Origin of the sequence: Blastomonas sp. AAP25, assembly GCF_001295965.1 — a bacterium.
Classification (GTDB): domain Bacteria; phylum Pseudomonadota; class Alphaproteobacteria; order Sphingomonadales; family Sphingomonadaceae; genus Blastomonas; species Blastomonas fulva.
Map to the genome: position 1 here is coordinate 1 of NZ_LJHP01000029.1, position 26265 is coordinate 26265.

The window sequence follows — 26265 nt, forward strand, 5'->3', positions numbered from 1 at the left end:
GTCGCCCGGCAAACCAAACTGCTCCTGGCCTATCGAACGCTGCGCCATGGCTACCCGCCCACAGGTCTCATTACTGGGGCGACACGCAACGCGGTGCACGCAACGATATCGTCGCCGCTCTGGAACCCGGCGCGGCGGTCGGCTCAATTTCCGGACTTGGATTCTCGCCCGAAGCCCTGCTTCAAATGCTCATCAACATGGTCGAGGCAGAGGCCACAACATTGGCCATAATTCATATATTCTGGACGTTCTCCGCGATTTTGCTCGTTGCGGCGGCCCTGATTTGGCTGGCTCCGCGTCCAAAGCGAAGCGGCGGCGTCTCGATAGGGCATTAACCCTGCTCATGCTTGCTTCGACATAGACAGCAAAGCTAGCTCGGCCTCACTGGCTTGATTCACCACGCTATGGAGGGTCGCGGGCTTGTCTTACGGGGTTGCTGGGTTCGTATCCAAGCCATTAGGTATGGTGCGCAGCAAAAACCTCGGGTGTGGCATTCATAACCCTGATGCTTTTTGAGGAACGTGCAAACATCCTTAGCCAGCTTCCGGTCATCGGATTGGCCGGTGGCGTCCAAAGCAGCGACAGCTTGCTCATGAGCATGTCGTATCTCATGGCATCGGACGACGTGCCGCGCCTTTTAACCGCGGGCCAAGTGCGAAAGTAGACCTTGGTTCAGTACTGCTGCTCCGGGACATAGAGGACAAGTCCGTCAAGCCGTTCATCAAGCTTAATCTGGCAGGCTAGGCGGCTTTCTTCGGTTCTGCCCTCGACAAATTGAAGCAAATCGGCCTCCATACTGCAATCGACAAGGCATCCGACCCGGCCGATCCATCTGGGATCGACATGGACGTGACATGTGGCACAAGCGCATTGGCCACCACAATCGCCGTCGATTCCCGGGACATCGTTGAACAGTGCCGCTTCGCGAGCCGTCATTCCGGATCCGATTTCAACGGGAAACCGGCGACCGTCGTGGGCAACAAAGGTGACCTTGACCATCGAACTGCAACTTTCCTTTTGCGCGGGATTTAGTGCGCGTGAAGTTTGACCGGCAAGCGGGTGATGCCGCGAACAAGGTTTGACAGCAGTCGCTCGGGCTCGCCAACGACCTCGACGAAGTGGAAGCGCTTCTGGATCTCTTCCCAGGTGATCCGCAATTGCAATTCGGCTAGTCGATTGCCCATGCAGCGATGGATGCCGAAGCCGAACGAAAGATGCTGGCGCGGGTTCTTCCGGTCAATGATAAACTCCTCGGGCCGGTCAAGCACCGTTTCGTCGCGGTTGCCCGAAAGATACCACATGACGACCTTGTCACCCTTGGAGATGCGCTTTCCGCCGATCTCGCTGTCTTCGAGCGCAGTTCTGCGCATGTGGGTGAGCGGAGTCTGCCAGCGGATGATTTCAGGAACCATGCTGCCGATCAAGCCGGGGTCGCGCCGCAATTTATCATACTGTTGGGGATGCCGGTTCAGCGCCAGGACCCCGCCGCTGATCGAATTGCGGGTAGTGTCGTTTCCGCCCACGATCAGCAGCAGCAGGTTGCCCAGGAATTCGAGGAACGGCATTTCGCGCGTGGCAGGCGAATTCGCCATCATTGAGATCAAGTCGTTACCCCCCGGCTGGTCGATCCGCTGGTCCCAGAGCCCTTTGAAATACATCGCACACTCGATAAGCTCTTTGCGGCGCTGTTCGAAGGAACCGACTATTCCTGCCCCTGGTATCGCGGTCGTGACATCGGACCAACGGGTCAGGCGTGCCCGCTCATCCCAGGGAAAGTCGAACAGGGTTGCCAGCGTCATGGTGGTCAATTCGACCGAAACGCTCTGGACCCAGTCGATCTCCTCACCGACTGGCAGCGAATCAAGAATAGCACCGGCACGTTCGCGGATCACGGGTTCGAGCAGCAGCAGGTTTGACGGCGCCACTGCCGGAGTGACCGCCTTGCGCTGGTCGTCGTGCTTGGGCTGATCCATCGCGATGAACATCTCGAGCTCGAGATTGCTCTGGTCGCTGTGCATATCCTGGATCGCAATCCCGCCCAGCCTGGCTTCGGATGAAAACGCCTTGTGGTTGGTGTCGACCGCCATGATGTCGTTGTATCGAGTGATAGACCAGTAGGGTCCGTAGGCGCTTTCGGCGCAATAATGAACCGGGTCCTCACGCCGCAGCCGCTCGAAGAAGGCCCCAACCTTGTCGCTCTGGAACAGGCTTGGGCGAGCAACGTCGATTTCCGCAAGAGGGATGGCGGCAATGGCCCGGGCAAGATCGGCCTCGTCCAGATCGGTTGGAATTGCCTGCGCGGCCATGGTCACCTCCCTCAGCACAGTTTACTTTGGGATGGCTAAAGGCAGATCGCCAATGAGTCAATAAATGGTATAATGGTTTGTCCAAAAATACCTCATATGCCAGGCTCCATATGAGCACATTGACAGCATTTGGATTAATTCTTATCAGAATATCATGAAATCCAGTCACGCCCCTGTCCGCCCGGCGGCACCCGCCGCAAGCTTTGTTCAGATCAAGACCAAGCGCGCCCTGTTGCTTGCCCGCGAGATTGTCGAAGACATCGAGAGTAACGCGCAGGGGCCGGGTGACCGGCTTCCCCACGAGCATGCCATGCTGGCACGCTACGATGTGGCGCGCGCCACGCTGCGCGAGGCACTACGTTTTCTCGAATTGCAGGGTGTGATCCATCTCGCCCCGGGTCGGGGCGGCGGACCGGTTATCACCCGTCCGCAGACCGCAGATTTCGCCAGCTCGATGGCGCTGGTTTTGCAATTCATGGATACCGACCTTCGGGCGCTGCTCGAACTGCGCGAGGCGGTTGCCCCGATGGTTGCGGCGCGGGCTGCGGAGATGGCTACCGTTGCCGATCTTGCTGCGCTCGAGGATAGCCTGGCACAGCTCGAGCGTGAGCGCGACGGACCGGAATTCGAGGAAACCAATCGGCGGTTTCACGATCTGCTGGGCTGGGCAAGCGGAAACCCGACCTTCGGTCTGCTGGTCTCCGCTCTGCACCTGTTGACCCGCAGCATGTCAGTAGGTCTGGGCTATTCGGTGCAGGAGCGTGACGCCCAGTTGAGGTGCCTCGGCCGTGTGCTTCACGCCGTGCGGATGCGCGACGCTGTGTCTGCCCGGCGCCAGATGGAACGGCTCATCGATGGATCGACCCAATATCTGGCAGAGCGCAGTCCCGATCTACTCGCGCAAAAGGTCCGCTGGGGGGACGCAAGCCGGGAAATCTGAAGGAGAGAGACGATGGCTTTGAACAGCCGCATTTGCGACTTGCTGAAGATTGAATACCCGATCGTCCTCGCCGGCATGGGTGGGGCAAGCGTTCCGGCGCTAGCGGCGGCGGTTTCCAATGCCGGCGGGCTTGGCGTCCTGGGCGCCGCAGCCTGCGCGCCCAAGCGACTGCGGGAATGGATTGCCCAAACCCGCGCACTGACCGACAAGCCGTTTGGGGTCGATACCCTGCTGCCGGCTTCGGTGCGCCTGGGCAAGCCCCCGCAAATCGGCGCCGCGCGCGCCGATCCGATGGCGCTGGCGGCCGAATACCGCGAGTTTGCCGAGGATTTCATGGCCCGCGAAGGATTGGCTAGGGCAGATGGCGATGCGGAAAGGCGCGAGATTGGCGGACGCGATGACGAGGGCGGCTCGCCGTTGTTCTCAAAAGAGTTCTTCGAAGCTCAGATGGAAGTGGTGATCGAGGAGAAGGTGGCGGTCTATGCGGCTGGCCTTGGCAATCCTGGCCCGTGGATGGACCGGCTCCATGCCAACGGGACGGTCGTCATGGCGGTGATCGGCAAGGTCAAGCAAGCGCAGCAGGTGGTCGAAAGCGGTGTCGACGTGGTCGTCGCCCAAGGCCACGACGGGGGCGGACACAATTCACCGATTGGGACAATCTCGCTTATCCCGCAGGTGGTCGATGCGGTGGGCGACAGGGTGCCGGTGCTGGGCGCTGGCGGCATTTCCGACGGACGCGGGGTGGCCGCTGCCTTTATGCTGGGCGCGGAAGGCGCCTGGGTCGGCACCGCGTTCCTTGCCACTGAGGAGGCGGGGATCGAGGACTTCCAGAAGGAGGCGGTCGTCGATGGAGGAGATGCCGATACCGTGGTCAGTCGGTCGATCACCGGCAAACCGGCGCGGATGATCCGCAACAAATGGGCTGACGCTTGGGTTGCGGCCGGCAAGGAACCGCTGCCGATGCCTTATCAATCGATGATCTCCGGCCTGGTTATGGCCGCAGGCATCCAGGCCAGGCGCAAGGATGTCCTGCCTGGCTTCGCCGGACAGGGGATCGGCCTGATCCACGCGGTGCGCCCTGCCGCCGAAGTAATGGCCGACCTGGTTTCTGAAGCCGAACGCGCGCTCGCGCTTGCTAGCCGTTTCCGCTGATGCGGGGGCGAGGCGCATGACCGGATTTTCCGACAAAGCCGCAATTACCGGAATTGGCGAAACCGATTTCGTCAAGGGCACCGAACGCAGCGCGGTCGACATGATGCTAGAGGCCTCGCGCCGCGCGATCACCGACGCGGGACTGAAACCGGGCGACATCGACGGCATGATCCCGCCGCCGATTTATACTACGTCCGAGGAGTTGGCCGCCAACCTGGGAATCGATGTGTTGCGTTATGCCGCGACGGTCCACATGGGCGGTGCCAGTCCTACGACTGCGTTGCAAAACGCGGCAATGGCGATCGCTGCGGGCCTGTGCGACCATGTTCTTGTCACCCTTGGTTGGAACGGGTTTTCCGCGCTACGCCCCAAGCCCGGCGCACCGCCGACCCGGTCGATGAACATGACCACGCTGACCAACACGATCGAGGGTTATTACATTCCCTATGGCGTTTTTCTTCCGGTGCAGATGTATGCTTGGCTGGCGACCCGCCACTCCCAGCTTTACGGGGTTGGACCGGAGGCAATGGGTGCGGTGGCGCTGGCCTGTCGCAAGCACGCTCAACTAAATCCCAAGGCCTGCACCTACGGTCGCCCGCTCGACTGGGATACCTACGCCACATCACGCTGGATTTCCGAGCCCTTCCGGCTTTACGACTGTTGTCTTGAAACCGACGGAGCCTGCGCGGTGGTGGTCTCGCGGATCGACAAGGCGCGCGACATGCCCCACGTGCCGGTGACGATTGCCGGGGCGGCAGAAGGGCACCCGTATCCGGCCGACGACATTCCCTCGCGTCCCGATCCGTTCAAGATCGGGCTTTCCTTCGCTGCTCCGAAAGCTTTCGCGATGGCCGGAGTGACCCGTGAGGACATGGACTTCCTGCAGATCTACGACTGTTTCACCTACGTGGTGCTGCTACAGCTGGAAGCGCTGGGTTACTGCGAGCCGGGCGGCCAGCTCGATTTCGTAAGGGACGGACAGATCGAGCTTGGCGGCCGCTATCCGCTCAACACCCATGGCGGACTGCTCAGCGAAGCCCATGTCTGGGGCCTCAACCATGTGGTCGAGGCGGTCCGCCAGCTGCGTCACGACTGCGGCGATCGGCAGGTCGAGAACGCCCAGACCGGCCTGGTCACCGGCTGGGGCGATCTGGGCGATGGCAGCATCGCCATCTTGCGGAGGTTCACATGAGCCACGATTCCGAACTTCCCCCCAAGCAGCGGCCTGATGCGCAGACCCGGCCAGCCAAGCCGCGTCCGCGTCCGCAGGACCCCGTAGAGCAGGAATTCTGGCGGCTGTGCCAGGATGGCGAGCTGCATTTCCAGCGCTGCTCTTCCTGCGGCACATGGCGCCATCTGCCGCGCTATATGTGCGCCCGCTGCGGTTCTCCCGAGTTCGCCTGGCAGCCCAGCACCGGTAGGGGCACCTTGTTCTCGTGGACCGTCACGCACCAGGCCCTGCACCCGGCTTTTGCACATGAAATCCCTTTCATTGCGGCCGTGGTCGAGTTGGAGGAAGGGGTGCGCATGGCGACCCGGCTGATCGAATGCACTGTGGACCGGATCGAACTCGACATGCCGGTCGAACTGACCTTCGAGCCGCTGGGGGCCGATTTTCGACTGCCGGTGTTTCGGCCGGCTGCGAGTGGAGAATACACGCCATGAACCTCGAATATGGCCCTGAATACGAGCGCTTCCGCGCCGAAGTGCGTGATTTTCTGGCTCGCAATGGCCACCGCGCCCCGGAATCGGCCCAGCGTGCAGCGCGCCCGACGGCCGAAGCGGTTGCCTGGCAGAACCTGCTGCTGGAACATGGCTATACCGCGCGGATCATTCCGCGCGAATATGGCGGCTATGGTGCCGCGCCCGACATCCTCGAAGCGCGAATCATCGCCGAGGAGTTTGCCCGTGCTTGCGTGCCCGGCGGGCTGTCCAACCAGGGCATTTCGATGCTGGTTCCAACCCTGCTCGAACTCGGCACCGAGGAGCAGAAGCGCCGCTGGATCGAACCCACCCTGCGCGGTGAGATCGTCTGGTGCCAAGGCTATTCAGAACCCGGCGCGGGCTCCGATCTGGCCAGTCTGCGCACCAGCGCCCGCGAGGAAAACGGCCACTTCGTGATCAATGGACAGAAGATCTGGACCAGTACGGCGCGGCAGGCCGACATGATCTTCTGCCTGGTCCGGACCGAGGCCGAGGCCCCCAAACATGCGGGCATTTCCTATCTGATCTTCTCGATGGACCTGCCGGGGATCGAGGTCCGCCCACTCAAGACGATGACCGGGCACGCTGAATTCAACGAGACGTTCTTCACCGACGTGCGGGTGCCGGTCGATCAGATCGTCGGCCAGCGCGGCCAGGGCTGGTTCGTCGCCAATGCGACGCTCGGCCACGAGCGAGGGATGCTGGGCGATCCCGATGCGCTTGAAAGCCGCCTGCTGGCGCTGATCAGGCTGATGCAGGAGGAGCAGGTCGGATGCGCTCGCGCTATTGACAATCCCATGCTGTGCGACCGTCTTGTTGCCCTGCAGGCGGAAGTCGTGGCGATGAAATACAACGGGATACGCGTGCTTTCTAATCAGCTCAAGGGCGATCCGGGGGGCATGGCCAAACTGATCGTCAAGCTGCAGAGCTGCGAACTGGCGCACCAGATATCCGCCCTGGCGATCGACGCCATGGGTGAAATGGGCATCTTGTATGGCGGCAGCCCGCGCGAACGCGAAGGCGGGATCTGGCAATGGAACTACATGTTCCAGCTCGGTCTCATCATCGGCGGCGGCACCGCGCAGATCCAGAAGAACATCATCGCCGAGCGCGGCCTTAACATGCCGCGCGAACCGCGGCTTGCGCTCGACGCCGCCCAGAGCCGGAAGGAAGTCGCCTGATGGATTTCGGTCTTTCACCCGAACAGGAAATGCTCCGGGACACGGTCGGACGCTGCCTCTCGGAAATCTGCCCGCTCGATCACGTGCGCTTCTGCTTGAATGCGGGCAGTGCGGTCAGCGACCAGGTCACGGCTGCGCTCCATGATATCGGGCTGACCGGCCTGATGGTACCCGAAGCGCATGGCGGGCTTGGGATGACACTGCTCGATGCGGCGGTGGCGGCCGAGCAGCTTGGCCGGGCAGTGGCTCCCGCGCCGTTCCTGGCGCGCAGCGTGCTCGCCCCGCTGGCGCTGATGCTGGCGGGTTCAGAGGCGCAGCAGGACGAATGGCTGCCCCGGATAGCTTCCGGCGAGGTGCGTTTCGGCGTTGCGATCGGGGGCATGGTCGAGGAGCGCGATGGCGCGAAGGTCAAGGCCGGCGACGGCTGGCTGACCGGCACCGCCCTGTTCGCGCTCGACCTTGCGGGGGCGGACCATTTCATTGTCGCCGATGATTCGGGGAGGCTTCATCTGCTTGCCGCAACGGCGACCGGTGTCGAACGGATCGCCTTTCAGACCATCGACGCAACCCGCAGCGTCGGCGAGTTGCGGCTGACCGGCGCACCGGCCCAACCCCTTGCCGACGATGGCGGCCTAGCAGCGCGGCGGCTGCGCGACGCCGGGCGGGTCTTGCTTGCGGCGGACAGTCTCGGGGCGGGCGAGGCGATGATCGAGAAGTCGGTCGCCTATGCCGGAGAGCGCGAGCAGTTCGGGCGAGTCATCGGCAGCTTCCAAGCGGTCAAGCATATGTGCGCAGAAATGGCCGCTCGGCACGAACCTTGCCGCGCTCTGGTGTGGTATGCCGCGCACGCCTTCGACGCCGTTCCCGAGGAGTCGGCGCTGGTGGCCTGCCACGCAAAATCGCTCACTGGTGAGGTCCACCGCTTCGTGGCGCGAACCGCGACAGAGGTGCACGGCGGGATGGGCTTTACCGACCTGCTTGGCCTGCACTTCTGGTTCAAACGGATTGGCTTCGACCGCCAGGCGCTTGGCGGACCGGAGCGAGTCAGGTTCGAAGCAGCACAGCTTCAGGGATTGACCGCAACGACATAGTACGACGGGTCGGGAGAGAAGAAGATGACCAAGTGGAATTTCGGCGACATACTGGATGCGATCGAACCGGCGCTTCCTCGCGATGCCCCGGCGCTGATCCACGGGGATCGGCGGATCACCTGGTCGGAAATGGCCGCTCGGTCCAACAATCTTGCCCGCGCGCTGTGCGCCAAGGGAATCAGGCCCGGGGCTAAAGTGGCCTTCTATATGCGCAACCGACCGGAATACGGCGAGTCGATGGCGGCCTGTTTCAAGGCTCGGCTGACGCACGTCAATATCAATTACCGCTACAAGCCCGACGAGGTGCTTTACATCTTCGAAGATTCCGATGCCGAGGCGATCATCTACAGTAGCGAATTCCGCGATTGCATTATCGAATTGAAGGATCGGCTCGGTAAGGCCCGGATCTTTGTCGAAATAGGCGATCCGGCAGCGATCGCGCCGTTTGCCGAACCTTACGAGACGCTGGCGGCGCAAGGCGACGGTTCGCCGCTGGGCATAGCCCGTTCGCCCGACGACTTGCTGTTCATCTACACCGGCGGCACCACCGGCATGCCCAAGGGGGTGATGTGGCGCCACGATGACCTGCGGCGGGCGCAACTCGATTCCGCCGGCTTGCTTGGTCCGGCGCCGCAGGACATGGACGAAACCGTCGAGATGATCCGCGCCGACGGACCGGGCCGGGTGTTCCTTTCCGCCTGTCCGATGATGCATGGAACTGGTCTTCTCTCTGCCCTGGGCACGATGATGGGGGGAGGCTGCATCATGACGCTCGATAGTCCGTCGTTCGACGCGGATGAGTTATGGCGCGCTGTCGAGAAACACCGGGTGCAGTCGATCGCGATCGTCGGCGATGCCTTCGCCAAGCCGATGCTCGCCGGGCTCGACAACGCGCCGGGGCGTTACGACACCTCGAGTCTTATTTCTATCCTCTCATCAGGGGTCATGTGGAGCCGCGAGGTCAAGGACGGGCTGATCCGGCACATTCCGCAGGTCGCGTTGATGGACGCCTTCGGCGCATCCGAAGGGCTTGGTTATGGCCTGTCGGTGGCCACCGCGCAGGGATCCGTCCAGACCGCCAAATTCATGATCGGCGAGCATTGCGATGTGTTCGACGAACAAGACGCCAAGGTGGAAGCGGGCAGCGGCGTCGCCGGCTTCATCGCCCGCAAGGGCGCCATACCGATGGGCTATTACAAGGATCCGGAAAAGTCTGCGAAAACGTTCCGGACCATCGGCGGCGTGCGCTACTCGATCCCCGGCGACTGGTGCAGGGTGGAGGCTGACGGCAGCCTGACTCTGCTCGGCCGGGGCAGCGTTTGCATCAACACCGCCGGGGAAAAGGTCTATCCCGAAGAAGTCGAGGAAGCGCTCAAGACCCACCCGTCCGTGATAGACGCCCTGGTTGTGGGCGTGCCCGACGAAAAATGGGGTCAGGCCGTGACCGCAGTGGTTCGCCTGGAGGACGATGCCGCGCTCGACGCGGCCGGGCTCAAGGCTCATGTTCGCCAGCAGCTGGCCGGTTACAAGACCCCCAAGGCTGTCTATCTGGCCGGTATCGCGCTACGCGCGTCCAACGGCAAGGCCGACTACGCCGCAGTAAGAGACTTTGCGATGCGCCAGGACGGGGCGGCGTGAGTGACGAAGCCAACAGTGACTGCGAGGCGCTGATCGTTGGCGCAGGCTTCAGCGGGGTCTATCTGCTTCACCGGCTGCGCGAGGCCGGCTTCGACGCCAGGCTGATCGATGCGGCCGAAGAGCCGGGCGGCATCTGGTACTGGAATTGCTACCCTGGCGCGCGCGTCGATTCGCAGGTACCGCTGTACGAACTTTCGCTGCCAGAACTGTGGCGCGACTGGACCTGGAGCGGACGTTATCCCGGATGGCGCGAGCTGCGCGCCTATTTCCGCCATGTCTGCGACCGACTTGGACTCTGGCCCCATATGACCATGGGAACACGCATAGCAGGCGCTGAGTGGAATGAAGGCCGGCGCAAGTGGCGGGTCACGACCGGCGGAGGCGAAACGATCACGGCGCGCTACCTGCTGCCCTGTCTGGGGTTTGCTGCAAAGGCCTATGTGCCCGAAATCGCCGGACTGGAGACCCTTGCGGGCGAATGGCACCACACGGCCCACTGGCCGCAGCAAGGCCTGTCCATGGCCGGGCGCAAGGTGGCGATCGTCGGCACGGGAGCCAGCGGTGTCCAGGTGGCGCAGGAAGCCGCAGCAGAAGCGGCCCAGGTCACCTTGCTACAGCGCACGCCGATTCTCGCGCTGCCGATGCGGCAGGAATCGCTGACTGCTGAACAGCAGGAGCGGGAGAAAGCAGATTACCCGGCGATCTTTGCCGCCCGTCTCCAGACTGGCGGCGGCTTCGATACGGGCAGGGTCGACGCCTCCGCGCTCGAAGTCGACGAGGAAGAGCGGCACAGCCTGTTCGAGAGGCAGTGGCAGGCCGGTGGTCTACGTTACTGGTACGCCAATTTCGCCGATCTGCTGACCGACGAGCGTGCCAGCCGCTACGCCTACGATTTTTGGCGCGACAAAACCAGGGCGCGGATCGCCAATCCGGCCTTGCACGAGACGCTGGCACCGAGCGAGCCGCCGCACCCCTTCGGAACCAAGCGTCCCTCGCTCGAGCGGAACTATTACGAGATCTTCTCCCAGGAAAATGTCGCGCTGGTCGATCTGTCTCGCGCGCCGATTCAGCGGATCGTGCCCGAGGGGATCGAAACCGCCGATGGGTTGATCGAATGCGAGCTGATCGTGTTCGCTACCGGCTTCGACGCCGGACGCGGCGGGCTGACGCAAATTGAGATCAGGGGGCGGGACGGTCGCAGCCTGACCACTGCCTGGCATGACGAGGTGACCGCCTATCTCGGCTATGCCGTGCATGGATTTCCCAACATGGCCTATCTTTACGGACCGCTCAGTCCTTCGGGCTTTTCCAATGGTCCGACCGCAGCTGAAATCCAGGGCGATTGGGTCCGCGACCTTCTGGTGAAGCTTCGCGAAGACAATTTCACGCGTTTCGAGGCGGAAATAGACGCAGAGCGCGAATGGACCGAGAGCGTTGCTTCGATCGGGACTATGACGCTCTTTCCCCGGGCAAAGTCCTGGTACATGGGCGACAATATTCCGGGCAAACCGCGCCAGTTGCTCAATTATCCCAGCGTAGTTGGCTTCGCGACGATCTCTAACAAAGTGGCAGCGGACGGGTACCGCGGCTTCACGCTGGCATGAACGGGGGACTACGACTGATGAACGTGACCACATCCGACATCACTTCGGAATGGGCGCCTGACCCGTCCGCCCTGCCGGTCTGGTTTGCTGAGGCCCTCGCTGTTCCGCGGGAGGAAGGCTTCGTAACCGTCGATGGCGTGCGCTTGCATTACTTCCGTTGGGGCAACCCGGCCGCGCCGCCGGTGCTGATGACCCATGGCTTCCTTTCGCACGCCCGCTGCTTCGCCTTTGTCGCCCCCTTTCTCGCCCGCGATTACCACGTAGTCGCTTATGACCTTTCCGGCATGGGCGACAGTGACGTGCGCCCGGACTGCGACATGGCGGCGCGCGGGCGCGAGATGATAGGGGTTGCTGAAGCCTTGGGCCTTCTCGGCCATGCCCGCAAACCCATCTTGGCTGCCCACAGTTTCGGCTCGGCGGTGGCGCTGACGGCTATCGAACTCGCCCCGACAACTTTTGGCGGAGCCGTGATCTGCGACATGATGGTTCTGCGCCCGTCGGAGCTGGAAAAGTATAGGAGCAATGGCCGTACCAGCCCTGGTTCGGGCGATCCCAACCGGCCTCATCGCCGCTATCCCGATTACTTGAACGCCCGCGCACGGTATGTGTTGTCCCCGCCTCAGCCGGTAGGGGAACCGTTTTTGATGGATTATATGGCCTATCATGCGCTGCGCCGTGAAGGGACTGACTGGACTTGGAAGTTCTCACCCGACGTGTTCAAGCGGGACAATTCACAACGCTTGTGGCTTGAGATTGGCCTTCGTCTGGTCGCCGCATCCGGTCGAAAGGCGATTATCCATGGCGAAAAGAGCCAGCTTTTTACGCGGGATTCACGCCAGTACCTGCGCGAATTGGGCGGGCGGGACATTCCGATCATCGCGGTTCCCGAAGCGCGACATCATTTGATGCTCGACCAGCCACTTGCCTTCACCGCTGCCTTGCGCGCTGTCATCGAAGAGTGGTCCATAGGTGACTGATCGAAGTTATGGCGATGACAAGTGTACCTTCGGGAAGGAACCGCAGAACGGCATCAACGGAATTGCGAGCGCGTCAAAGGGTGTCGATGCAGCTAAAGCCAGGGAGACAGACATGACCAATGCACCTCAGATTCCCGAACCGAAGCCCGCAGCGACCGTGCTGCTGGTACGCGACCAGCCCGAATTCCAGGTTCTGATGGTCAAGCGCCACCACCAGATCGACTTTGCGTCCGGCGCTCTGGTTTTTCCCGGGGGAAAGACGCACGCTGGCGACACCGACGAGCGGTGGGCCGAGCATGCAATTGGATGGGACGAATTGGATCCGGTCCAACGAACCTTGCGGATCGGGGCGATCCGCGAGGCGTTCGAGGAAACCGGTATTCTGCTGGCGCAAACGCCCCAAGGCGCGCCTTTCGAAGACCCGTGCGCCGCATCGGTGCGAAGCGCGGTCGATTCTGGCGGAGTCGCCTTCATCGATGTCATTCGCGAACTGGGTGTTCACCTCAGGTTAGATGTGCTCGCCATCTTCGCTCGGTGGATTACCCCGACCATGATGCCGAAGCGGTTCGACACCTGGTTCTACGTCATGAGCGCCCCGCCGGGACAAGTCGCGGCGTGTGATGGGCGCGAGACCGTCGATGCGGAATGGATCTCGCCGTCCGAGGCGATCCGATTGGCAGTCGTGGGCGAACGCACCATCATCTTTCCCACCTTGATGAACCTCAAGCTGCTCGCCGAGGCGGCAAGCGCGCAAGATTGCATTGCACGGGCACGGCAACGCAGGCTGGTTACGGTGCTACCCGAAGTTTCGATCGAGAATGGCGAGCGTGTTCTGGTGATACCGCCCGACGCCGGCTATGGCCCCGTTTCGCAGTCGCTGAGGACGCTTGGTGTCTGACGCAATGTGCTTCGGCGTGCAAAAAGCCCCGCGTTAGCGGGATGATCGGCATCTAAAAGGGACCATCCCATCGATGGTTGTATAATCGCATTCCGCTAGGCAAGCGGGTTCGGCGTCAGAAGGCTTGCCGCGCGGCAGCGTAGGTCGACACGTTAATCAATGTCATGCATCGCATTTCACAATGGCCATATTTTGCGCGAGGGTGTTCGTATGCCGGGAGCAGGGTTGTTTTCGCGGTCGGCACAGAGCCGCCGCATGATGGTCTTCGCAGGTGAGGTCTTCCTATTTTTAAGACGCGGTTTTCGAGGAGCTTCAGCCAAACCAAACGGAATGACCTGACCCACGTCCACGACAAGGAGGCCTCGACTCGTCAAATGCTAACGCGCTGAGAACTTAAACTGGCACCCCGGTTAGGCCGCGGCGCCAAGCGATGTGTTGAGTGGCTCTCCTGTCTTGAGCTGGTATGCATGATGGCCGCCAGTTTGCGCGCCACGGCGACTGCAGCGCGCGTGAAGCCCAGCTGCTCATGCAGCTTGTTACCCCAGTCTTTAAGGCTGCTATGGATATCAGCGTTGGCGCGTGTCAGGATCACTATTGCAGCCGCGTAGCGCAGGCCGCGGAGATAATTGTCACCTCCTCGCGAGATGTGGCGTATCCATCCGGCGGGGCTTTCGATTACCCACAAGTGGTTGAGCGGCGAGCTCGAGGCCAAGTCGGATGTCCATGAGCCGAGTCCAACCTCGCCATATGATCATGTTGCCGGGCGGAGGGTCGTGTCGTCGACCGAGATAGCCGCCCAGGCGCGCGATCTCGGTCAGGTACGATGAAATCTGCGGCGCGTTTGCAGTGCTTCTCCCGGCGCGGGCTGCAATTCGATCGATGATCATGATCTCGGTGGCGGTCAGTGCGGACCCGGGATCATCATTTGGGCGCGCTCTGTTCAGCATTGTGAGCCAGAAGATCCGCCAGCCCAAAATGCAGAATATGGCGATCAGGTTGACCAGTCGCTCGGCCGCGCACAGCTTCAGTTTCTCGGCATTGAACCCGGACTTGAGAATCTTGAAGAATAGCTCGATCTTCCATCTCATCGCGTACCAGGTCATTTTCTCGATCGCCTCGCTGGCGGTTCCGAAAGAAAGATCGGTGAGCAGCTTCCAGTCGATCGGTTTGCGCCCTTCGGGAGGGTCGACCTCTATGGCGTGGATCACGGTCAAGTTCAGTGGTGGATAGAGCCGCGCTTTGCCAATGGGCGGCAGAACCCGGATGCGCTTGTATTTCAGGGCCAGTTTCACTCGGCTACCGTCGGCTATCTCGAACTGGTGATGCCCTCGACAGCGACCTCGGCCATCTCCGCCAACACGGTGTGCTTGCCGTCGCCGGCCAGACGATCAACGCAGGTGCGGACGACAAAGTGGGTCCCGAGCTCCTGCGTCGCGCAGTAGAATTCATAGATGTCATTCTCGCGATCGCCGACGTGAACGATGCGGGCGGGGTCCCCTCCGAGCAATGCCGTGGAGCCGCGCATATTCTCGAGCCAGCGGATGCTCTCTTTTGTCTCGATCGGCACCCGCGTCTGGTTGACTTTGCGTTTGAGCGCCAGCAGCCCCTTGAATTGTGCACGGCTCCAGAAGCGGGCAGCCGTCAAGCCGAGAGGGAGCCCTTCAAGCGTGACGGCGAGACTGGCATGCATCATAACGCCGCAAAGCTTGTGCTGGCGCCAGAGGCCTTCCTTGTCGCGCCCGCTGTTCACCTTCTTGGTGTAGCCGATGCTCTCTGGCGCTGATCGCTGGTAGACGAATTCTGTGGTGTCCTGCAGCACCAGCAGGGTGCCATCACAGCTGGCTGCACGACGCGCCGTCGCCTGGAAATGGCCAGCCAGAATGTGCTCTTCGGTGACCGAGCTGTTCGACAAAAAGCGGTATGCCGCTTTTGTGTTCGCCCAATCTTCGCAGGCTAATGGCAGCGGCTGACCTGTTGCGCTATCCAGGCAGCACATCAGTTTGCGCAGTCGAGCACCAAGCCGAGTATCGCCGAACCCGGTGTTGTCTATTTCTCCGTCAATCCAGGTCTCACCTTCATCTCGGTCGTTCGTCATGGCACGCACCCCGCAGGTTCCGTGCCTGAGCAGGAATCACAGCCGAGCCAGTGGCTTCAACTGTAATGCGCTTACGTGAATCACGCGTGCGACCACTTGTGGGTAATTGAAAGATCGTCCGAAGGGATACTCATTAGTCGATGCCGGACTTTGCGCTTGTTGCAAACGCCAAGCGTTTAAAGCGAGACACGACATTTGTTGGTGCTTGAGCTCCGCGAGGGTCCTACGAGCTTTTCTAAGCTGCCTTTCCGGTTTTGGAGAGCGCCGACCTTGCCTCGCCTAACGATATCGCCACCAAAGGTTAGGGCGGATGGGGTTTTAGTGCCCCATCGACATACCACCCGGTTTCTTCGGGCGCGGAGCCAACCAAATGACCGCAGCTGCCACAAGCAGCATCGCAGAAGTCACCCAAAAGACGTGAACGACAGCAAGCGTTGTCGCTTCCATTTCGACCATGTTGCTCAGCATCAGCCTGATTTGCTCGGGCGAAAACCCCATGCCGGATAATTGCGCTTGCAGGACTTCAGGCTGGAGTACACCAACCACGTCATTGCGCGCCGCGCGCTGACTATCGCCCCAATAGGTAAGAGATAACGAAGTTGCGAATGCTGTTGCGATCGTGCGGACGAAGCTTTGAAGGCCGGCAGCGGATGCGACCTCATGCTCTTCCACCGTATTCAGGGTCAGGCCAATCAGCGGGATCATGAAAAATGTCATGCCCAACCCTTGAACGAACTGCGGTAAGGTCAGGGTCCAGAAATCGGAATCGGTGGTCCAGAAGGTCCGGGTGAGAGCCAGCACTGAGAGCCATATGATGCCGCCTGACACCAACAGGCGTGGATCATAGCGCGGGGCGATGATCGCAACGATGGGGGCCGTGAGAAGCGCCGCGATGGCCGTAAACGAGGAAGAAAGGCCTGCTTGCGTTGCCGTGTATCCAAGCCAGGCCTGCTGCCATTGCGGGACGATCACGAACCCGGCAAAGTAAGCGCCGAAGCTGATGCCAAGAGCAAGCAGGCTTATGCTAAGGCCGCGATGCCGCAAAACGCGCAGATCGACGATGGGATTATCCTCGGTCAATTCCCAGATGATGAAAAACAGGAAGGAGACGACCGAAATTACAGTGAGTGCGACGATCATGGGGTCACCGAACCAGTCATGCGTCCGCCCCAGATCGAGAACAAGCTGGAGGCAGCCAACCGCAAGGATGAGCAGCGCGAGGCCAATGAGATCGACTGGCACGATGCGGCTTTCAGTTTCCAGCGGACGGACGAGCCGCCAGCAGGCGAATAGGCACAACAGCACAACCGGAATATTGATCAGGAAAATCCAATGCCAGCTGTAATTGTCGGTCAGATAGCCTCCGAAGATCGGACCCAGCGCCGGGGCCAGCAAGGTTGTTACCGCCCACAGCCCCATCGCGTAGTTCTGCTTGTCCGGGGGAAATACTTTGAGCAGCAGGGTCTGCGAAAGCGGCATCATGAAGGCACCTACGATGCCTTGTCCGATCCGGCAGATCAGCAGCATCTCAAGCGAAACCGATACGCCGCATAGGAATGAGAACATCCCGAACCCAAGCATACTGACCATGAAAGTGCGCACCGAGCCGAAACGCCCTGCCATCCATCCGGTCAAGGGCACGCAGATGGCTTCGGCGACCGCATAGGAGGTGATTATCCAGGTGCCTTGTTCCAGCGTGATGCCGAGACTGGCGGCGATATGCGGCACCGCGACATTGGCAATGGTCAGGTCGAGGATGACCATGAAATTGGCAAAGGCGAGTGCAATCGCCGCGGTCAGGCGCTGCGACGGAGACAGCCCATTATAGTTGACCACAATGCCAGTCACTTTGCGTCACTTCCTCGAAACATCGATTTCAACTTCCATTGAAAGCCCGACGCGCAAGGGATGTCGACGCAGTTCGGCGGGATCGAGTTCGATCCGCACCGGCAGGCGTTGGACGGTCTTGATCCAGTTGCCGGTTGCGTTCTGTGCAGGGATCACCGCCATCGAGGAGCCGGTGCCGCCTGCCAGTCCGGCCACCGTTCCGCGATAGACCACATCGCCGCCATAGAGGTCGGAAGTCAGTTCGACAGGCATACCGACGCGAACGCCACCGAGCTGAACTTCCTTGAAGTTCGCATCGACATAGAGCTTTTCGATCGGAACGATGGTCATGATCGTCTGACCTGGATTGAGGCGCTGGCCGATCTGCACCTGCAACCGGCTGACCACGCCTGCAACGGGCGCGCGAATTTCGGTGCGCTCAAGATCGAGCAATGCCGAATCGAGGCGCGCTTTCGCGGCGCGCACTGCGGGATCGGTCTCCATGCTTGAACCGCGCACCAGCGCGTCATTGGCCGCAAGCTGGCCCTGCGCGACCCGTCGAGCGGATGCGACTTCGGATATTCCGCCACGAGCGGCGTCGAGCGCAGCGCTGGCCGTCTTGTAGGCTTTGCGCGCCTGCGCTAATTCTTCACCCGAAACCGCTCCGCTGCCGGAAACCGCTTCGCGGCGCTGCAAATCGACGCGGGCTTTGTCGAATTCTGCCTGTGCTGTCTGCAGCCGCGCTTGAGCCTGAACCAGACCGGCGCTGGAGGTGTCGACCTGCGCCGACAACGCGCTATTGGTCGCGACCGTTTGGCTGAACCGGCGGCGCGCGGCGGCAAGATCGGCCTCGGCTTGGGCAACGGCGATCTTTGCATTCGCTTGATCGAGCCGGGCCAGCACGTCGCCCGCATTCACTTGTTGCGTATCTATAACAAGCACTTCGGTTGCCGAACCTGCAACAAGCGGCGTGACCTGCGCCATCTGCGCGTTCACATAGGCATTGTCAGTGCTGACATGGTTGCGAGCGACCAGATAGTACCAGGCACCCCAGCCGAGGCCGACAATGGCCAGTATAACGAACAACCGCCGCAACCATTTCTGGCGCGTTGCCTTGCGAGAAGCGGAAACGTCCGCATCGGCATCGGAGAGGTTGTCTGCTGCTTCGGTCATCGGTCGGCTATTCCTGCTGGGGGCGTTTCACGCGCGTCAAACCCGCCCCCAAGCGCACGAATTGTCGCCAGCGTCGCGCCGCGTTCATTGGTTTCGAGGGCGATGACAGCAAAGCGCAGCTCCAGCACTGCGCGTTCGCTCGCCAGCACATCAAGATAGCTGACCAGGCCCGCGCTGTAACGCTGGCGAAGGAGCCCAAGCACATCCTCGCCGGCCGTCAAGGTGGCGCGCGCGGCGCTCAACCTTTGGTCCGCCGCATCACGTTGGGTGATGGCATCGGCAGCTTGCTGATATGCGGTGATCACCGTCTGGTTGTAGTTGGCTACCGCCTCATCATAGGCGGCAGTCGCGCCGCGATACTGCGCCTTCAGCCCGCCGCCTTCGAAGATTGGCAAGCTAATTGCAGGACCCACCGACCCGAAGACCGATTGCGAATCGACAAGATTGCCAATGCCCAACGCCTGCAAGCCGATTAGCGCCCGCAAGTTGATCGAAGGGTAGAATCCCGCCCGAGCCTGCTCGATCCGGGCGGCAGCCGCGTCGACCCGTTCGCGCGCAGCCACAATATCGGGTCGCCTGCCGAGCAAATCGGTGGTCAGGCCTTCGGGAACCCCTGCGGGCGTTGAGGGCGAAAGCGGCGGACGGGTGATCGTCAGTCCTCTATCCGGCCCCGCGCCGACAAGCGCCGCAAGCTGGTTGCGGCGGATGAGTATGGTCTCCTCGGCGGCAGCCAACGTCTGCTCTGCGTTCGCGACTTCGATATCGGCGAGGCGCAGGCTGGCGCGATTGTCGAGGCCGTTACGCTCACGCTGCGCCACTAGGTCACGTGTCGTCCGCCAGTTTGCCAACACGGCCTCGGTATTGTCGCGTTCGCGGTAGGCGCGGCCAAGCTCGGCATAGGCGGCGGTTATCGAGACCGACAGCACCAGCCTTGCCTGCGCGGCATCGACGATCGCCGCACGGAATTCCGAAGTCGCAGCGGCGAGTGCGGCTCGGTTGCGGCCCCATAGGTCGAGATCATAGCCGAAGTTCAACGAGGCCTGTCCATAATCGGCCCAGCCACCGGGAAGGAATTGCGCGGGGATACCAAAACTGCCACTTTGGCGGCGCACGCCACCTTCCGCCTCTGCGCCAACCGAAGGCTGTCCCGCCGCGCCGGTGCGTTGCGCTTCGGCCTCCGCGCGGCGGATACGCGCAGCGGCAACGGCAACTTGCGGCGCATGGGCCAGTCCCTCTTCGATGAGCGCGGTCAGTTGCGGATCGCCCGCCCGCTGCCACCATTGATCTGGGGGCCAGATGTCAGGGCCACGCGGCGCAAGTATCTGGCTGGCAGCCAGCGTCTCGGCGGTCCGCATTGCCGGTCTGACTCCGGTATCGGGAACCGACGCGCAGGCCGAGAGAGCCAGCAAAGTGAGCGGAATGCCTTGCCTAACCGACATAGGCACCTCGTCCGCTCGCCAACAGCCTGCTCTCGGCATCCTCGATCCGGGTTTCCGCGACGCTCAATTGCTTGCCTAGCTTGACGACGCGCCCGATGGCGCGCAGCGGACCTGATGTCGCGGGTCTGTGGAAATCGACCCGCATGTCGGCGGTTGCGCGCGCCGATCCGCCAAGCGCGTTGATGGTGTAAAGCCCGGTTAGGTCGATCAGTGACGACAGGATGCCGCCATGCGCTGATCCGATCATGGGATTGGAGAGGATTTCATCCCGCCACGGCATTTCGAGGATCAGGGCGTCCTCGGTCAGTGCCGTGATCTCAAGACCCAGCCATTTGTGGAAAGGCGCAATCAGCAACATTGCGCGGAGCTGCTCGATGTCCATTTGCGCTGCCTGCTCGCTCATGCTGCATCCCCTTTCCCATGCGTGCGCATCAGAAATTCAACTATCGCATCGCCAAAGGCATCGTTCTGGTCGCCGACCACCATATGTGTTGCGTCGGCGATGTCGCTATATTCGGCGTGTGGCACCAACTCAAGGAAGTGCGCGACCGCTTCGGGCGAAACGAGATCGCTCGATCCTCCGCGGATCAGATGGACCGGGAGCGCAAGCCGTGATGCCGCTTCGTCCAATTCGGTGCGCCCAAAATCGCTGATGTCACTACGCTCGGCGTGGCGGCGCATTACTCCGTCGATAAAAGCCGGGTCCCAATGCCAGTAATAACGACCATCGGGCTTTTGCCGCAAATAATAGGCGAGGCCAGACGAGGCCTTGCGGCTTGGACGATGAGGGAGATATTCGGAGATCACCTTCGCCGCTTCCTCCGGCGAAGCAAAGCCTTCGCGGGCGTGCGCTTCCATGAAGCCTACGACCCGTGTCACACCACCCGCTTCCATTTGCGGGGCAATGTCCACCAAAGTCAGCGAGGCGAAGGTGCCGGGGGCGACTTCGCCCTCGGCCATGAGCCCGGCAAGACCGCCGAGCGACGCGCCGATTAGTACGGGCCTGCGCTCGAAGCCACCGGCGATCGCAACCAGATCGCCTGCAAAATCGACAATATCATATGCACCGTCAATGGCCCAGTCGCTGTCTCCGTGACCGCGCAAATCGAGCGCGAAAGACAGAAAGCCATGTTCTGCCAGCATCGCCGAGACGCGCTTCCATGCGCGCTTGGTCTGCCCGCCGCCATGGGCGAGTAAAACGGGCAGGCCGCTCTCTGGCCCCTCGATGAGGGCAGCAATGGAGTGGCCGGAATACCCGACGAGCAAGACCTGAGAACTGGACATGATGACATCATAATGTATGATGTCTTACGGTAAAGCGCTTTTCTTTGTTTTGAACGGGGCTAGGGTACTAATTATGATTCAAGACCCTCAACCACAACGCTACCTGACCGATGCGGACGAGCTTGTTTTCCTGGTCGAAGAAGTGCCGCGCAAACTGCGCCGCCTGTTTGACTCATCGACCGCAAGGTTCGGGTTAACCCGAACCCAATGGCGCGCGCTTGCCTACATGTTCCGCACGCCTGGCCTTACCCAGACCGAGCTAGCCAAATGCCTTGAACTCGAACGCGCCAGTGTTGGCCGTGTCATCGATCAACTGGAAGAAGCCGACTACGTCGTGCGACGCGCGGTCAAGGGCAACCGCCGTGTCTGGACGTTACACCTGCTGCCCAATGCGATCCGTATTTTGCCCGCACTCCGGAGCGAAGCTGATACCGTTTATGCGCGATTGTTGGCCGGAATTCCAGCAGCCGATTTGATAACAGTGAAGAATTTGCTGGCGGCAATGTCGGCGAATTTGGAGTAATCGACGGACTGGTCCCTTTTTGCGGTGAAAAACTGTTTCATGTTTGCGGTAGATTTTGACATCATACCGCGGTCAGCTTCGTCTCTCCGACGCCACGATGGCGCCGGAACGAAAGACAAGCCGATCCATCCTTAGAGCGGTTTTCGATCATTCCGGGTCATACCCGCAGGAGCGGAAGTAGTTGGCGCATTCTGCGGGGTGGAAGATGTCGACGAGCCTCCCGATGAGATCCCACAGGCCGCCGACTGTTCGCTCACCGATCTTGCGGAGCATGGCCTTGAGGCGGGAGAAGGCCTTTTCGATAGGATTGAAGTCGGGGCTGTAGGGCGTGAGGTGATGTCGTGGACGACCTCCGCACCAGCGTAGCTGTGTAATGATGTGGTCGTTGTAGGTCCACGTCTAAGAGTCGTTCCATGGAGCAGAAGATTGTCACCGTCGGATTGGATCTGGCGAAGAATGTGTTTCAGGTTCACGCCATCGCTGCCGATGGCGCAGTGCTGATCCGGCGCAAGTTGCGCAGGACAGAAGTCATCCGCTTCTTCACTGAGTTACCGCCTTGCCTGGTCGGCATGGAAGCGTGTGCGTCGGCGCATCACTGGGCGCGCGAGTTGATGGCGATCGGCCATGAGGTGCGCCTCATGCCGCCGGCCTATGTTAAGCCGTATGTGAAGCGTGGGAAGACCGATGCAGCGGATGCCGAAGCGATCTGCGAAGCGGTCACCCGGCCGACGATGCGCTTCGTCGCTGTGAAGTCGGTCGAGCAGCAGGCGGTGCTGATGCTCCACAAAAGTCGCGACCTGATGGTCAGACAGCGCACCATGTTGATCAACGCGCTCCGCGGCCACCTAGCTGAATACGGGATCGTGACGGGTCTGGGCGCCGGCGGCGTAGTGGCTTCCCTGAAGGCGCTGCACGAAGAGCAGGACAGGTTTCCCGCACACGCGCGTTCGGCCCTTCATGGTATTGCCGCTCAGCTGAGGGCACTAACCAGCGAGATCGATAGGCTTGAGGCGCAAATCCTCGATTGGCACCGCAACGACGAGACGAGCCGCAGGTTGGCTACGATCCCGGGGATTGGCCCGATCACAGCTTCAGCTATCGCGGCAGCGGTGCCCGACGCCTCTCTGTTCCGATCAGGTCGTCAGTTCGCCGCCTGGCTTGGACTCAGACCTCGGGCGAACAGCTCGGGCGGCAAAGAGCGGCTCGGCGGAATAACCAAGCAGGGCGATGGCTATCTTCGCCGGCTTCTGGTCGTCGGTTCGACTGCTGTTATGCGAATGACGCGCAAGAATCCGGCTCGCCAACCTTGGATGGCGGGCCTGCTCGAGCGCAAGCCTGCGAAGATCGCGACAGTGGCGCTCGCCAACAAGACAGCACGGATTGCCTGGGCCGTGATGACGCGAAAGGAGGTCTACGCCGCCGCCGCATAACGAGATCTCCGTCACTCGATAATCGCGTGATGGGATGCGTTGGAGCAGCTTAGTAGTGATGACGAACCGGTCAGACCGGGGGTTGGTGAAACCCAGGGGGTCACAGCGCTTCGAGCGCGATGACGTGATTAGGGAGCCAGCCTGCGGACTTCATCAGGGCCAGCAGCCATTTGGTGCTGCGCGAACAGGCCGAACACATGGATGCACCCGACCGAGGTCATCAATGCCGAAAAGCTCTTGCGCCGCGGAGGTCGTCCACACATGGGACTTGTAGCCGAAAACGGGCGTGGCAATCTGCGGCAGCGGCGTGCCGTCGGGACGATAGCGGACTTTGCCACCGGTCTTCAAGATCCAGCGCGCATCAACATCCTTCTGGTGCGCCTGGTTCGGCTTGCCGCGCCATATTTTCCGGGCTGACTTGCCCGCCTTGATCGCGGCCTTCTCGTCCTCGGTGTTGCGCTGCTTGGCCGCGGGCACCAGCGTGGCATCGACGATCTGACCGCCCATAGCCAGATATCCTGCCTCACGCAGTTGCTGTTCGAATGCCTGCATCAGCGCCTCGAGCGTGCCACTCTCGGTCAGCCGGTTGCAATAGTGACGGATGGTGTCCTTATCGGGCATCGCGCCGCCAAGGTCGAAGCCGAAGAAGCGCATCCAGCTCAAGCGATCTCTGATCATGAACTCCATGCGCGCATCCGAAAGGTTATGCTGCGCCTGAACCACCAGCACCTTGAACATCGCCACCGGGACAAAGGGAGGCTGGCCGCCCTTAGCGCCGTCGCTATAACCGAGCCCGCGGGTCAAAAGTGGCCGGAAACGCTAGAACTCCACCGTGCCAGCCAAAACTTCCAGCGGATCTCCGTCCTTGCTCAGCCGCTCCAGGTGCTCCGCCAGCGAAAACAGGCTGCGTGGGTGCATCGAAACTCTCCGTCCAGTGCCCGGAGTGAATCACGGGAGATGCCTCAAAGCGAGGGGTTTTTGCGGGTGTCCAGCTGGCTACGCTCACCTTCATCCGCCGAGCGCGCGATCTCGGCTTCGGCATGGCACAGGTGCGGCAGTTGCTCGCGCTGTCCGATCAGGCGGATAAGCCCTGCGAGAATATCGATCTTCTCGTCCAGCAACAGATCGGCGAGGTTGATCGCAATATCGCCGACATCGCCCGGCTTCGCGAGGAACTGGCGCAGATGCTGCGCTCCTGCGAAGGAGAGAGCATAAACGAATGTGGCATTGTCGAGAGTCTCGGCCGCAGGGGCTGTGATCGGTCTCAGGCCGTTCTTGGCGCGTAGAGGATGATCGCCGAACCGATGAGGCAGATGACGACACCAATCTGATCCCATCGATCTGGCCGCGTGCCTTCGATCAGCCACATCCAGCCCATCGCGGACAGGATGTAGATCCCGCCATAGGCTGCATAGGTGCGTCCGGCCTGTTCGGTTTCGATAAGGGTCAGCAACCACGCGAAGATGCAAAGCGAGGCAACGCCTGGAACAAGCCAAAGCGGCGACCGGTCCAGCCGCAGCCAGGCCCAGAAGGCAAAACAGCCGCCAATCTTGGCAACAGCAGGGGCGAGATATATTAGATAGGTCATTGTCGCTGAGGCTTTGCACGGTCAAAGGCGGACGGCAACCCGGTGGATATGCTCCTCCTTCAACAGCGCACCGTCGCGCTCGCCTGGCATCTTACGATGCCGTCGAAGTCGGCATCCACCCCATCATTTCATTGTGGCTCCGAGCAAAAGCATCAGCAAGCCCATTGCCACCAATAATAGGCCCGCCAGCTCATGCCCAAGCATCTTCTTCCCGGCCAGCTTTCCGGAAAGAAGTGCGGCCATTGGCATTTCAATAAGTGCGAGCGTGCGGACATTTGCAGCTGGCGTTAGTGACAAAGCGCAAAACAAGCATGCTGACGCAAGAGCACCGAGAAATCCCGCTCCAATACTTCTACGCCATTCCACAAGAGAACCGCTAAACGCAGTTCTTTCGCGCCAGGCGAGCCAGATCCCGAGTAAAAAGGTCTGAATAAACAACGTGATCGTCAGCATAAGGATTGATCTTACGATGAACCCGCCTTGCGAGACATTATCAATCGCCGCACGGAAGGCTACGGCCGATAAACCGAAAAGTCCCCCAGAAACTACGCCTGCTGCGATCATTGCTCGCTCATGCAACAGTTTATCGAAGTCGCGCGGGGGGATCGAGGTGACCAGAACACCCATCGTAACCACGAGAACCGCAGCCCAGCCTAAGGCAGACAGCTGATCCCCGAAAAAAAGAGAGCCCATGATGGCGACAACCACTGGTTCGGTCTTAATATAAGCATATGCGACCCCGAAAGCGCGGCGATGCATTACCAGTAGCATGAGAGCAGTCGCCGAAATCTGGCTGACCGCTCCAACGAAAGCCCATGAGATCGAAGCTGCGGTAATCTCGGGTATACTTTCATCGAAAATATATAGAGACATGATTAAAAACAGCACTGCGAAGGGGAGCCCGAATATAAACCGAACTTGCGTGGCCCCTAACGTGCCAATCTTACTCGTTAAAGATGCCTGTGAGCCGTTGCGCAGGACTTGTGCCAATGAGGCAAGCAAGGTGATCGGTATCCAAAGCATCGAAATGCGGCTACACCTGCGAATCTGCGTTGACAAGATATACTGCGGCAAGATCCCTATCGCGCCGCTTGCAGTCATAACAGGAAAATCACAGGTCACGCGAACGCCGACCTTCGGCTTTGGTCCATTCCCTGGCAGCGCCTGCCATTCGGCAAACGGCCCCATTCCAGCAGACATGCTGTGCCGGTCCGGCGCCCCTGGAGTGTCGGCTTCTGACAAGACCGGCCGTTAGAGATGTCATTTTGGAACGGCAGCATTGTCCCATGATGCGGCATTTGACTTCGGCGGTACACGACCCGATTCTGTTGAAAAACTCGCGCTTGCAATGGCGCTAGCGTATTGATTCTATGTCTTCGCGAGCAAGCGGAGACGGCCGATGATGGGCGAACGGA

At 61.0% G+C, this 26265-nt stretch carries 25 protein-coding genes and 3 pseudogenes; 14 read left to right on the forward strand and 14 right to left on the reverse strand.

Annotated features, from left to right (window positions below):
- Window positions 1-335 (forward strand): annotated as a pseudogene (locus tag IP68_RS20680) (hypothetical protein); the annotation flags it as partial.
- A gap of 337 nt (window positions 336-672) precedes the next feature.
- Here the strand turns inward: IP68_RS20680 and IP68_RS16735 are convergent.
- Together IP68_RS16735 and IP68_RS16740 are read right to left on the reverse strand one after the other, a co-directional pair.
- Window positions 673-999, reverse strand: coding sequence for a 2Fe-2S iron-sulfur cluster-binding protein (locus IP68_RS16735; RefSeq protein WP_054136162.1), 327 nt, complete (start codon window positions 997-999; stop codon window positions 673-675).
- Window positions 1000-1028: 29 nt separating this feature from the next.
- Window positions 1029-2306, reverse strand: a complete 1278-nt coding sequence (locus tag IP68_RS16740; protein ID WP_156318215.1) for a cytochrome P450 — start codon at window positions 2304-2306, stop codon at window positions 1029-1031.
- Window positions 2307-2460: 154 nt separating this feature from the next.
- Between IP68_RS16740 and IP68_RS16745 the strand changes: the two genes are divergently transcribed.
- From IP68_RS16745 to IP68_RS16790, 10 genes are all read left to right on the forward strand, one after another.
- The gene (locus IP68_RS16745; RefSeq protein WP_054136163.1) at window positions 2461-3246 is read left to right on the forward strand and encodes a FadR/GntR family transcriptional regulator; all 786 of its coding nucleotides are present in this window, start codon (window positions 2461-2463) and stop codon (window positions 3244-3246) included.
- A 12-nt stretch (window positions 3247-3258) separates the two neighbouring features.
- Entirely contained in the window at window positions 3259-4398 is a 1140-nt protein-coding gene (locus IP68_RS16750; protein ID WP_054136164.1) for a nitronate monooxygenase family protein, read from the forward strand.
- 16 nt (window positions 4399-4414) lie between these two features.
- Window positions 4415-5590 carry a transporter gene (locus tag IP68_RS16755; protein WP_054136165.1) on the forward strand — a complete coding sequence of 392 codons (1176 nt, stop codon included), beginning with the start codon at window positions 4415-4417 and terminating at the stop codon, window positions 5588-5590.
- Complete coding sequence (locus IP68_RS16760) at window positions 5587-6063, forward strand: Zn-ribbon domain-containing OB-fold protein (protein WP_054136166.1); 477 nt, start codon at window positions 5587-5589, stop codon at window positions 6061-6063. Before IP68_RS16755 ends, IP68_RS16760 begins: the two co-directional genes overlap by 4 nt.
- On the forward strand, window positions 6060-7283 hold the full coding sequence (locus IP68_RS16765) for an acyl-CoA dehydrogenase family protein (protein WP_054136167.1): 1224 nt from the start codon (window positions 6060-6062) through the stop codon (window positions 7281-7283). Before IP68_RS16760 ends, IP68_RS16765 begins: the two co-directional genes overlap by 4 nt.
- On the forward strand, window positions 7283-8374 hold the full coding sequence (locus tag IP68_RS16770) for an acyl-CoA dehydrogenase family protein (RefSeq protein WP_054136168.1): 1092 nt from the start codon (window positions 7283-7285) through the stop codon (window positions 8372-8374). Before IP68_RS16765 ends, IP68_RS16770 begins: the two co-directional genes overlap by 1 nt.
- Window positions 8375-8398: 24 nt before the next feature.
- On the forward strand, window positions 8399-10012 hold the full coding sequence (locus tag IP68_RS16775; protein ID WP_054136169.1) for an acyl-CoA synthetase: 1614 nt from the start codon (window positions 8399-8401) through the stop codon (window positions 10010-10012).
- Window positions 10009-11616, forward strand: coding sequence for an NAD(P)/FAD-dependent oxidoreductase (locus IP68_RS16780; RefSeq protein WP_054136170.1), 1608 nt, complete (start codon window positions 10009-10011; stop codon window positions 11614-11616). The genes IP68_RS16775 and IP68_RS16780 overlap by 4 nt, the downstream gene beginning before the upstream one ends.
- A 17-nt stretch (window positions 11617-11633) precedes the next feature.
- Window positions 11634-12593 carry an alpha/beta fold hydrolase gene (locus tag IP68_RS16785; RefSeq protein ID WP_231684094.1) on the forward strand — a complete coding sequence of 320 codons (960 nt, stop codon included), beginning with the start codon at window positions 11634-11636 and terminating at the stop codon, window positions 12591-12593.
- Between the two features lie 112 nt (window positions 12594-12705).
- Window positions 12706-13491 (forward strand): NUDIX hydrolase, encoded by a 786-nt coding sequence (locus IP68_RS16790; RefSeq protein WP_054136172.1) that lies wholly within the window; start codon window positions 12706-12708, stop codon window positions 13489-13491.
- 370 nt (window positions 13492-13861) lie between these two features.
- Here the strand turns inward: IP68_RS16790 and IP68_RS20685 are convergent.
- The 8 genes and pseudogenes from IP68_RS20685 to IP68_RS16820 all read right to left on the reverse strand — a co-directional run.
- Window positions 13862-14140, reverse strand: a pseudogene (locus tag IP68_RS20685) (IS110 family transposase); the annotation flags it as partial.
- On the reverse strand, window positions 14121-14783 hold the full coding sequence (locus tag IP68_RS20510) for an IS4 family transposase (protein WP_231684095.1): 663 nt from the start codon (window positions 14781-14783) through the stop codon (window positions 14121-14123). The pseudogene IP68_RS20685 and the gene IP68_RS20510, both read right to left, overlap by 20 nt.
- Window positions 14784-14797: 14 nt before the next feature.
- Window positions 14798-15586 carry a transposase gene (locus tag IP68_RS20515; protein WP_197275840.1) on the reverse strand — a complete coding sequence of 263 codons (789 nt, stop codon included), beginning with the start codon at window positions 15584-15586 and terminating at the stop codon, window positions 14798-14800.
- A 318-nt stretch (window positions 15587-15904) separates the two neighbouring features.
- Entirely contained in the window at window positions 15905-17434 is a 1530-nt protein-coding gene (locus IP68_RS16800) for a DHA2 family efflux MFS transporter permease subunit (RefSeq protein ID WP_054136173.1), read from the reverse strand.
- Between the two features lie 6 nt (window positions 17435-17440).
- Window positions 17441-18586 carry an EmrA/EmrK family multidrug efflux transporter periplasmic adaptor subunit gene (locus IP68_RS16805; RefSeq protein WP_054136174.1) on the reverse strand — a complete coding sequence of 382 codons (1146 nt, stop codon included), beginning with the start codon at window positions 18584-18586 and terminating at the stop codon, window positions 17441-17443.
- Window positions 18583-20025, reverse strand: a complete 1443-nt coding sequence (locus tag IP68_RS16810) for an efflux transporter outer membrane subunit (RefSeq protein WP_054136175.1) — start codon at window positions 20023-20025, stop codon at window positions 18583-18585. The genes IP68_RS16805 and IP68_RS16810 overlap by 4 nt, the downstream gene beginning before the upstream one ends.
- The gene (locus tag IP68_RS16815) at window positions 20015-20428 is read right to left on the reverse strand and encodes a hotdog fold thioesterase (RefSeq protein ID WP_054136176.1); all 414 of its coding nucleotides are present in this window, start codon (window positions 20426-20428) and stop codon (window positions 20015-20017) included. The genes IP68_RS16810 and IP68_RS16815 overlap by 11 nt, the downstream gene beginning before the upstream one ends.
- Window positions 20425-21309, reverse strand: coding sequence for an alpha/beta fold hydrolase (locus tag IP68_RS16820; protein ID WP_054136177.1), 885 nt, complete (start codon window positions 21307-21309; stop codon window positions 20425-20427). Before IP68_RS16820 ends, IP68_RS16815 begins: the two co-directional genes overlap by 4 nt.
- Before the next feature lie 73 nt (window positions 21310-21382).
- Between IP68_RS16820 and IP68_RS16825 the strand changes: the two genes are divergently transcribed.
- Window positions 21383-21832: a MarR family winged helix-turn-helix transcriptional regulator gene (locus tag IP68_RS16825; protein WP_054136181.1), complete on the forward strand. Its 450-nt coding sequence runs from the start codon at window positions 21383-21385 to the stop codon at window positions 21830-21832.
- A 147-nt stretch (window positions 21833-21979) separates the two neighbouring features.
- Here IP68_RS16825 and IP68_RS20520 read toward each other — a convergent pair.
- Window positions 21980-22165, reverse strand: a pseudogene (locus IP68_RS20520) (IS630 family transposase); the annotation flags it as partial.
- A gap of 80 nt (window positions 22166-22245) precedes the next feature.
- Between IP68_RS20520 and IP68_RS16835 the strand changes: the two are divergent.
- The gene (locus tag IP68_RS16835; protein ID WP_054136178.1) at window positions 22246-23262 is read left to right on the forward strand and encodes an IS110 family transposase; all 1017 of its coding nucleotides are present in this window, start codon (window positions 22246-22248) and stop codon (window positions 23260-23262) included.
- A gap of 153 nt (window positions 23263-23415) precedes the next feature.
- Here the strand turns inward: IP68_RS16835 and IP68_RS16840 are convergent, their stop codons facing one another.
- Entirely contained in the window at window positions 23416-24066 is a 651-nt protein-coding gene (locus IP68_RS16840) for a transposase (RefSeq protein WP_197275841.1), read from the reverse strand.
- A 236-nt stretch (window positions 24067-24302) separates the two neighbouring features.
- On the opposite strand from IP68_RS16840, the gene IP68_RS19865 reads away from it, so the two are divergent.
- Complete coding sequence (locus IP68_RS19865) at window positions 24303-24548, forward strand: MerR family DNA-binding protein (RefSeq protein ID WP_231684096.1); 246 nt, start codon at window positions 24303-24305, stop codon at window positions 24546-24548.
- Here IP68_RS19865 and IP68_RS16845 read toward each other — a convergent pair.
- Both IP68_RS16845 and IP68_RS16850 read right to left on the reverse strand, forming a co-directional pair.
- Window positions 24527-24850, reverse strand: a complete 324-nt coding sequence (locus tag IP68_RS16845) for a YnfA family protein (RefSeq protein ID WP_054136179.1) — start codon at window positions 24848-24850, stop codon at window positions 24527-24529. The genes IP68_RS19865 and IP68_RS16845 overlap by 22 nt on opposite strands.
- A 123-nt stretch (window positions 24851-24973) precedes the next feature.
- Window positions 24974-26092 carry an EamA/RhaT family transporter gene (locus tag IP68_RS16850; RefSeq protein ID WP_231684097.1) on the reverse strand — a complete coding sequence of 373 codons (1119 nt, stop codon included), beginning with the start codon at window positions 26090-26092 and terminating at the stop codon, window positions 24974-24976.
- Window positions 26093-26265 lie beyond the last annotated feature (173 nt).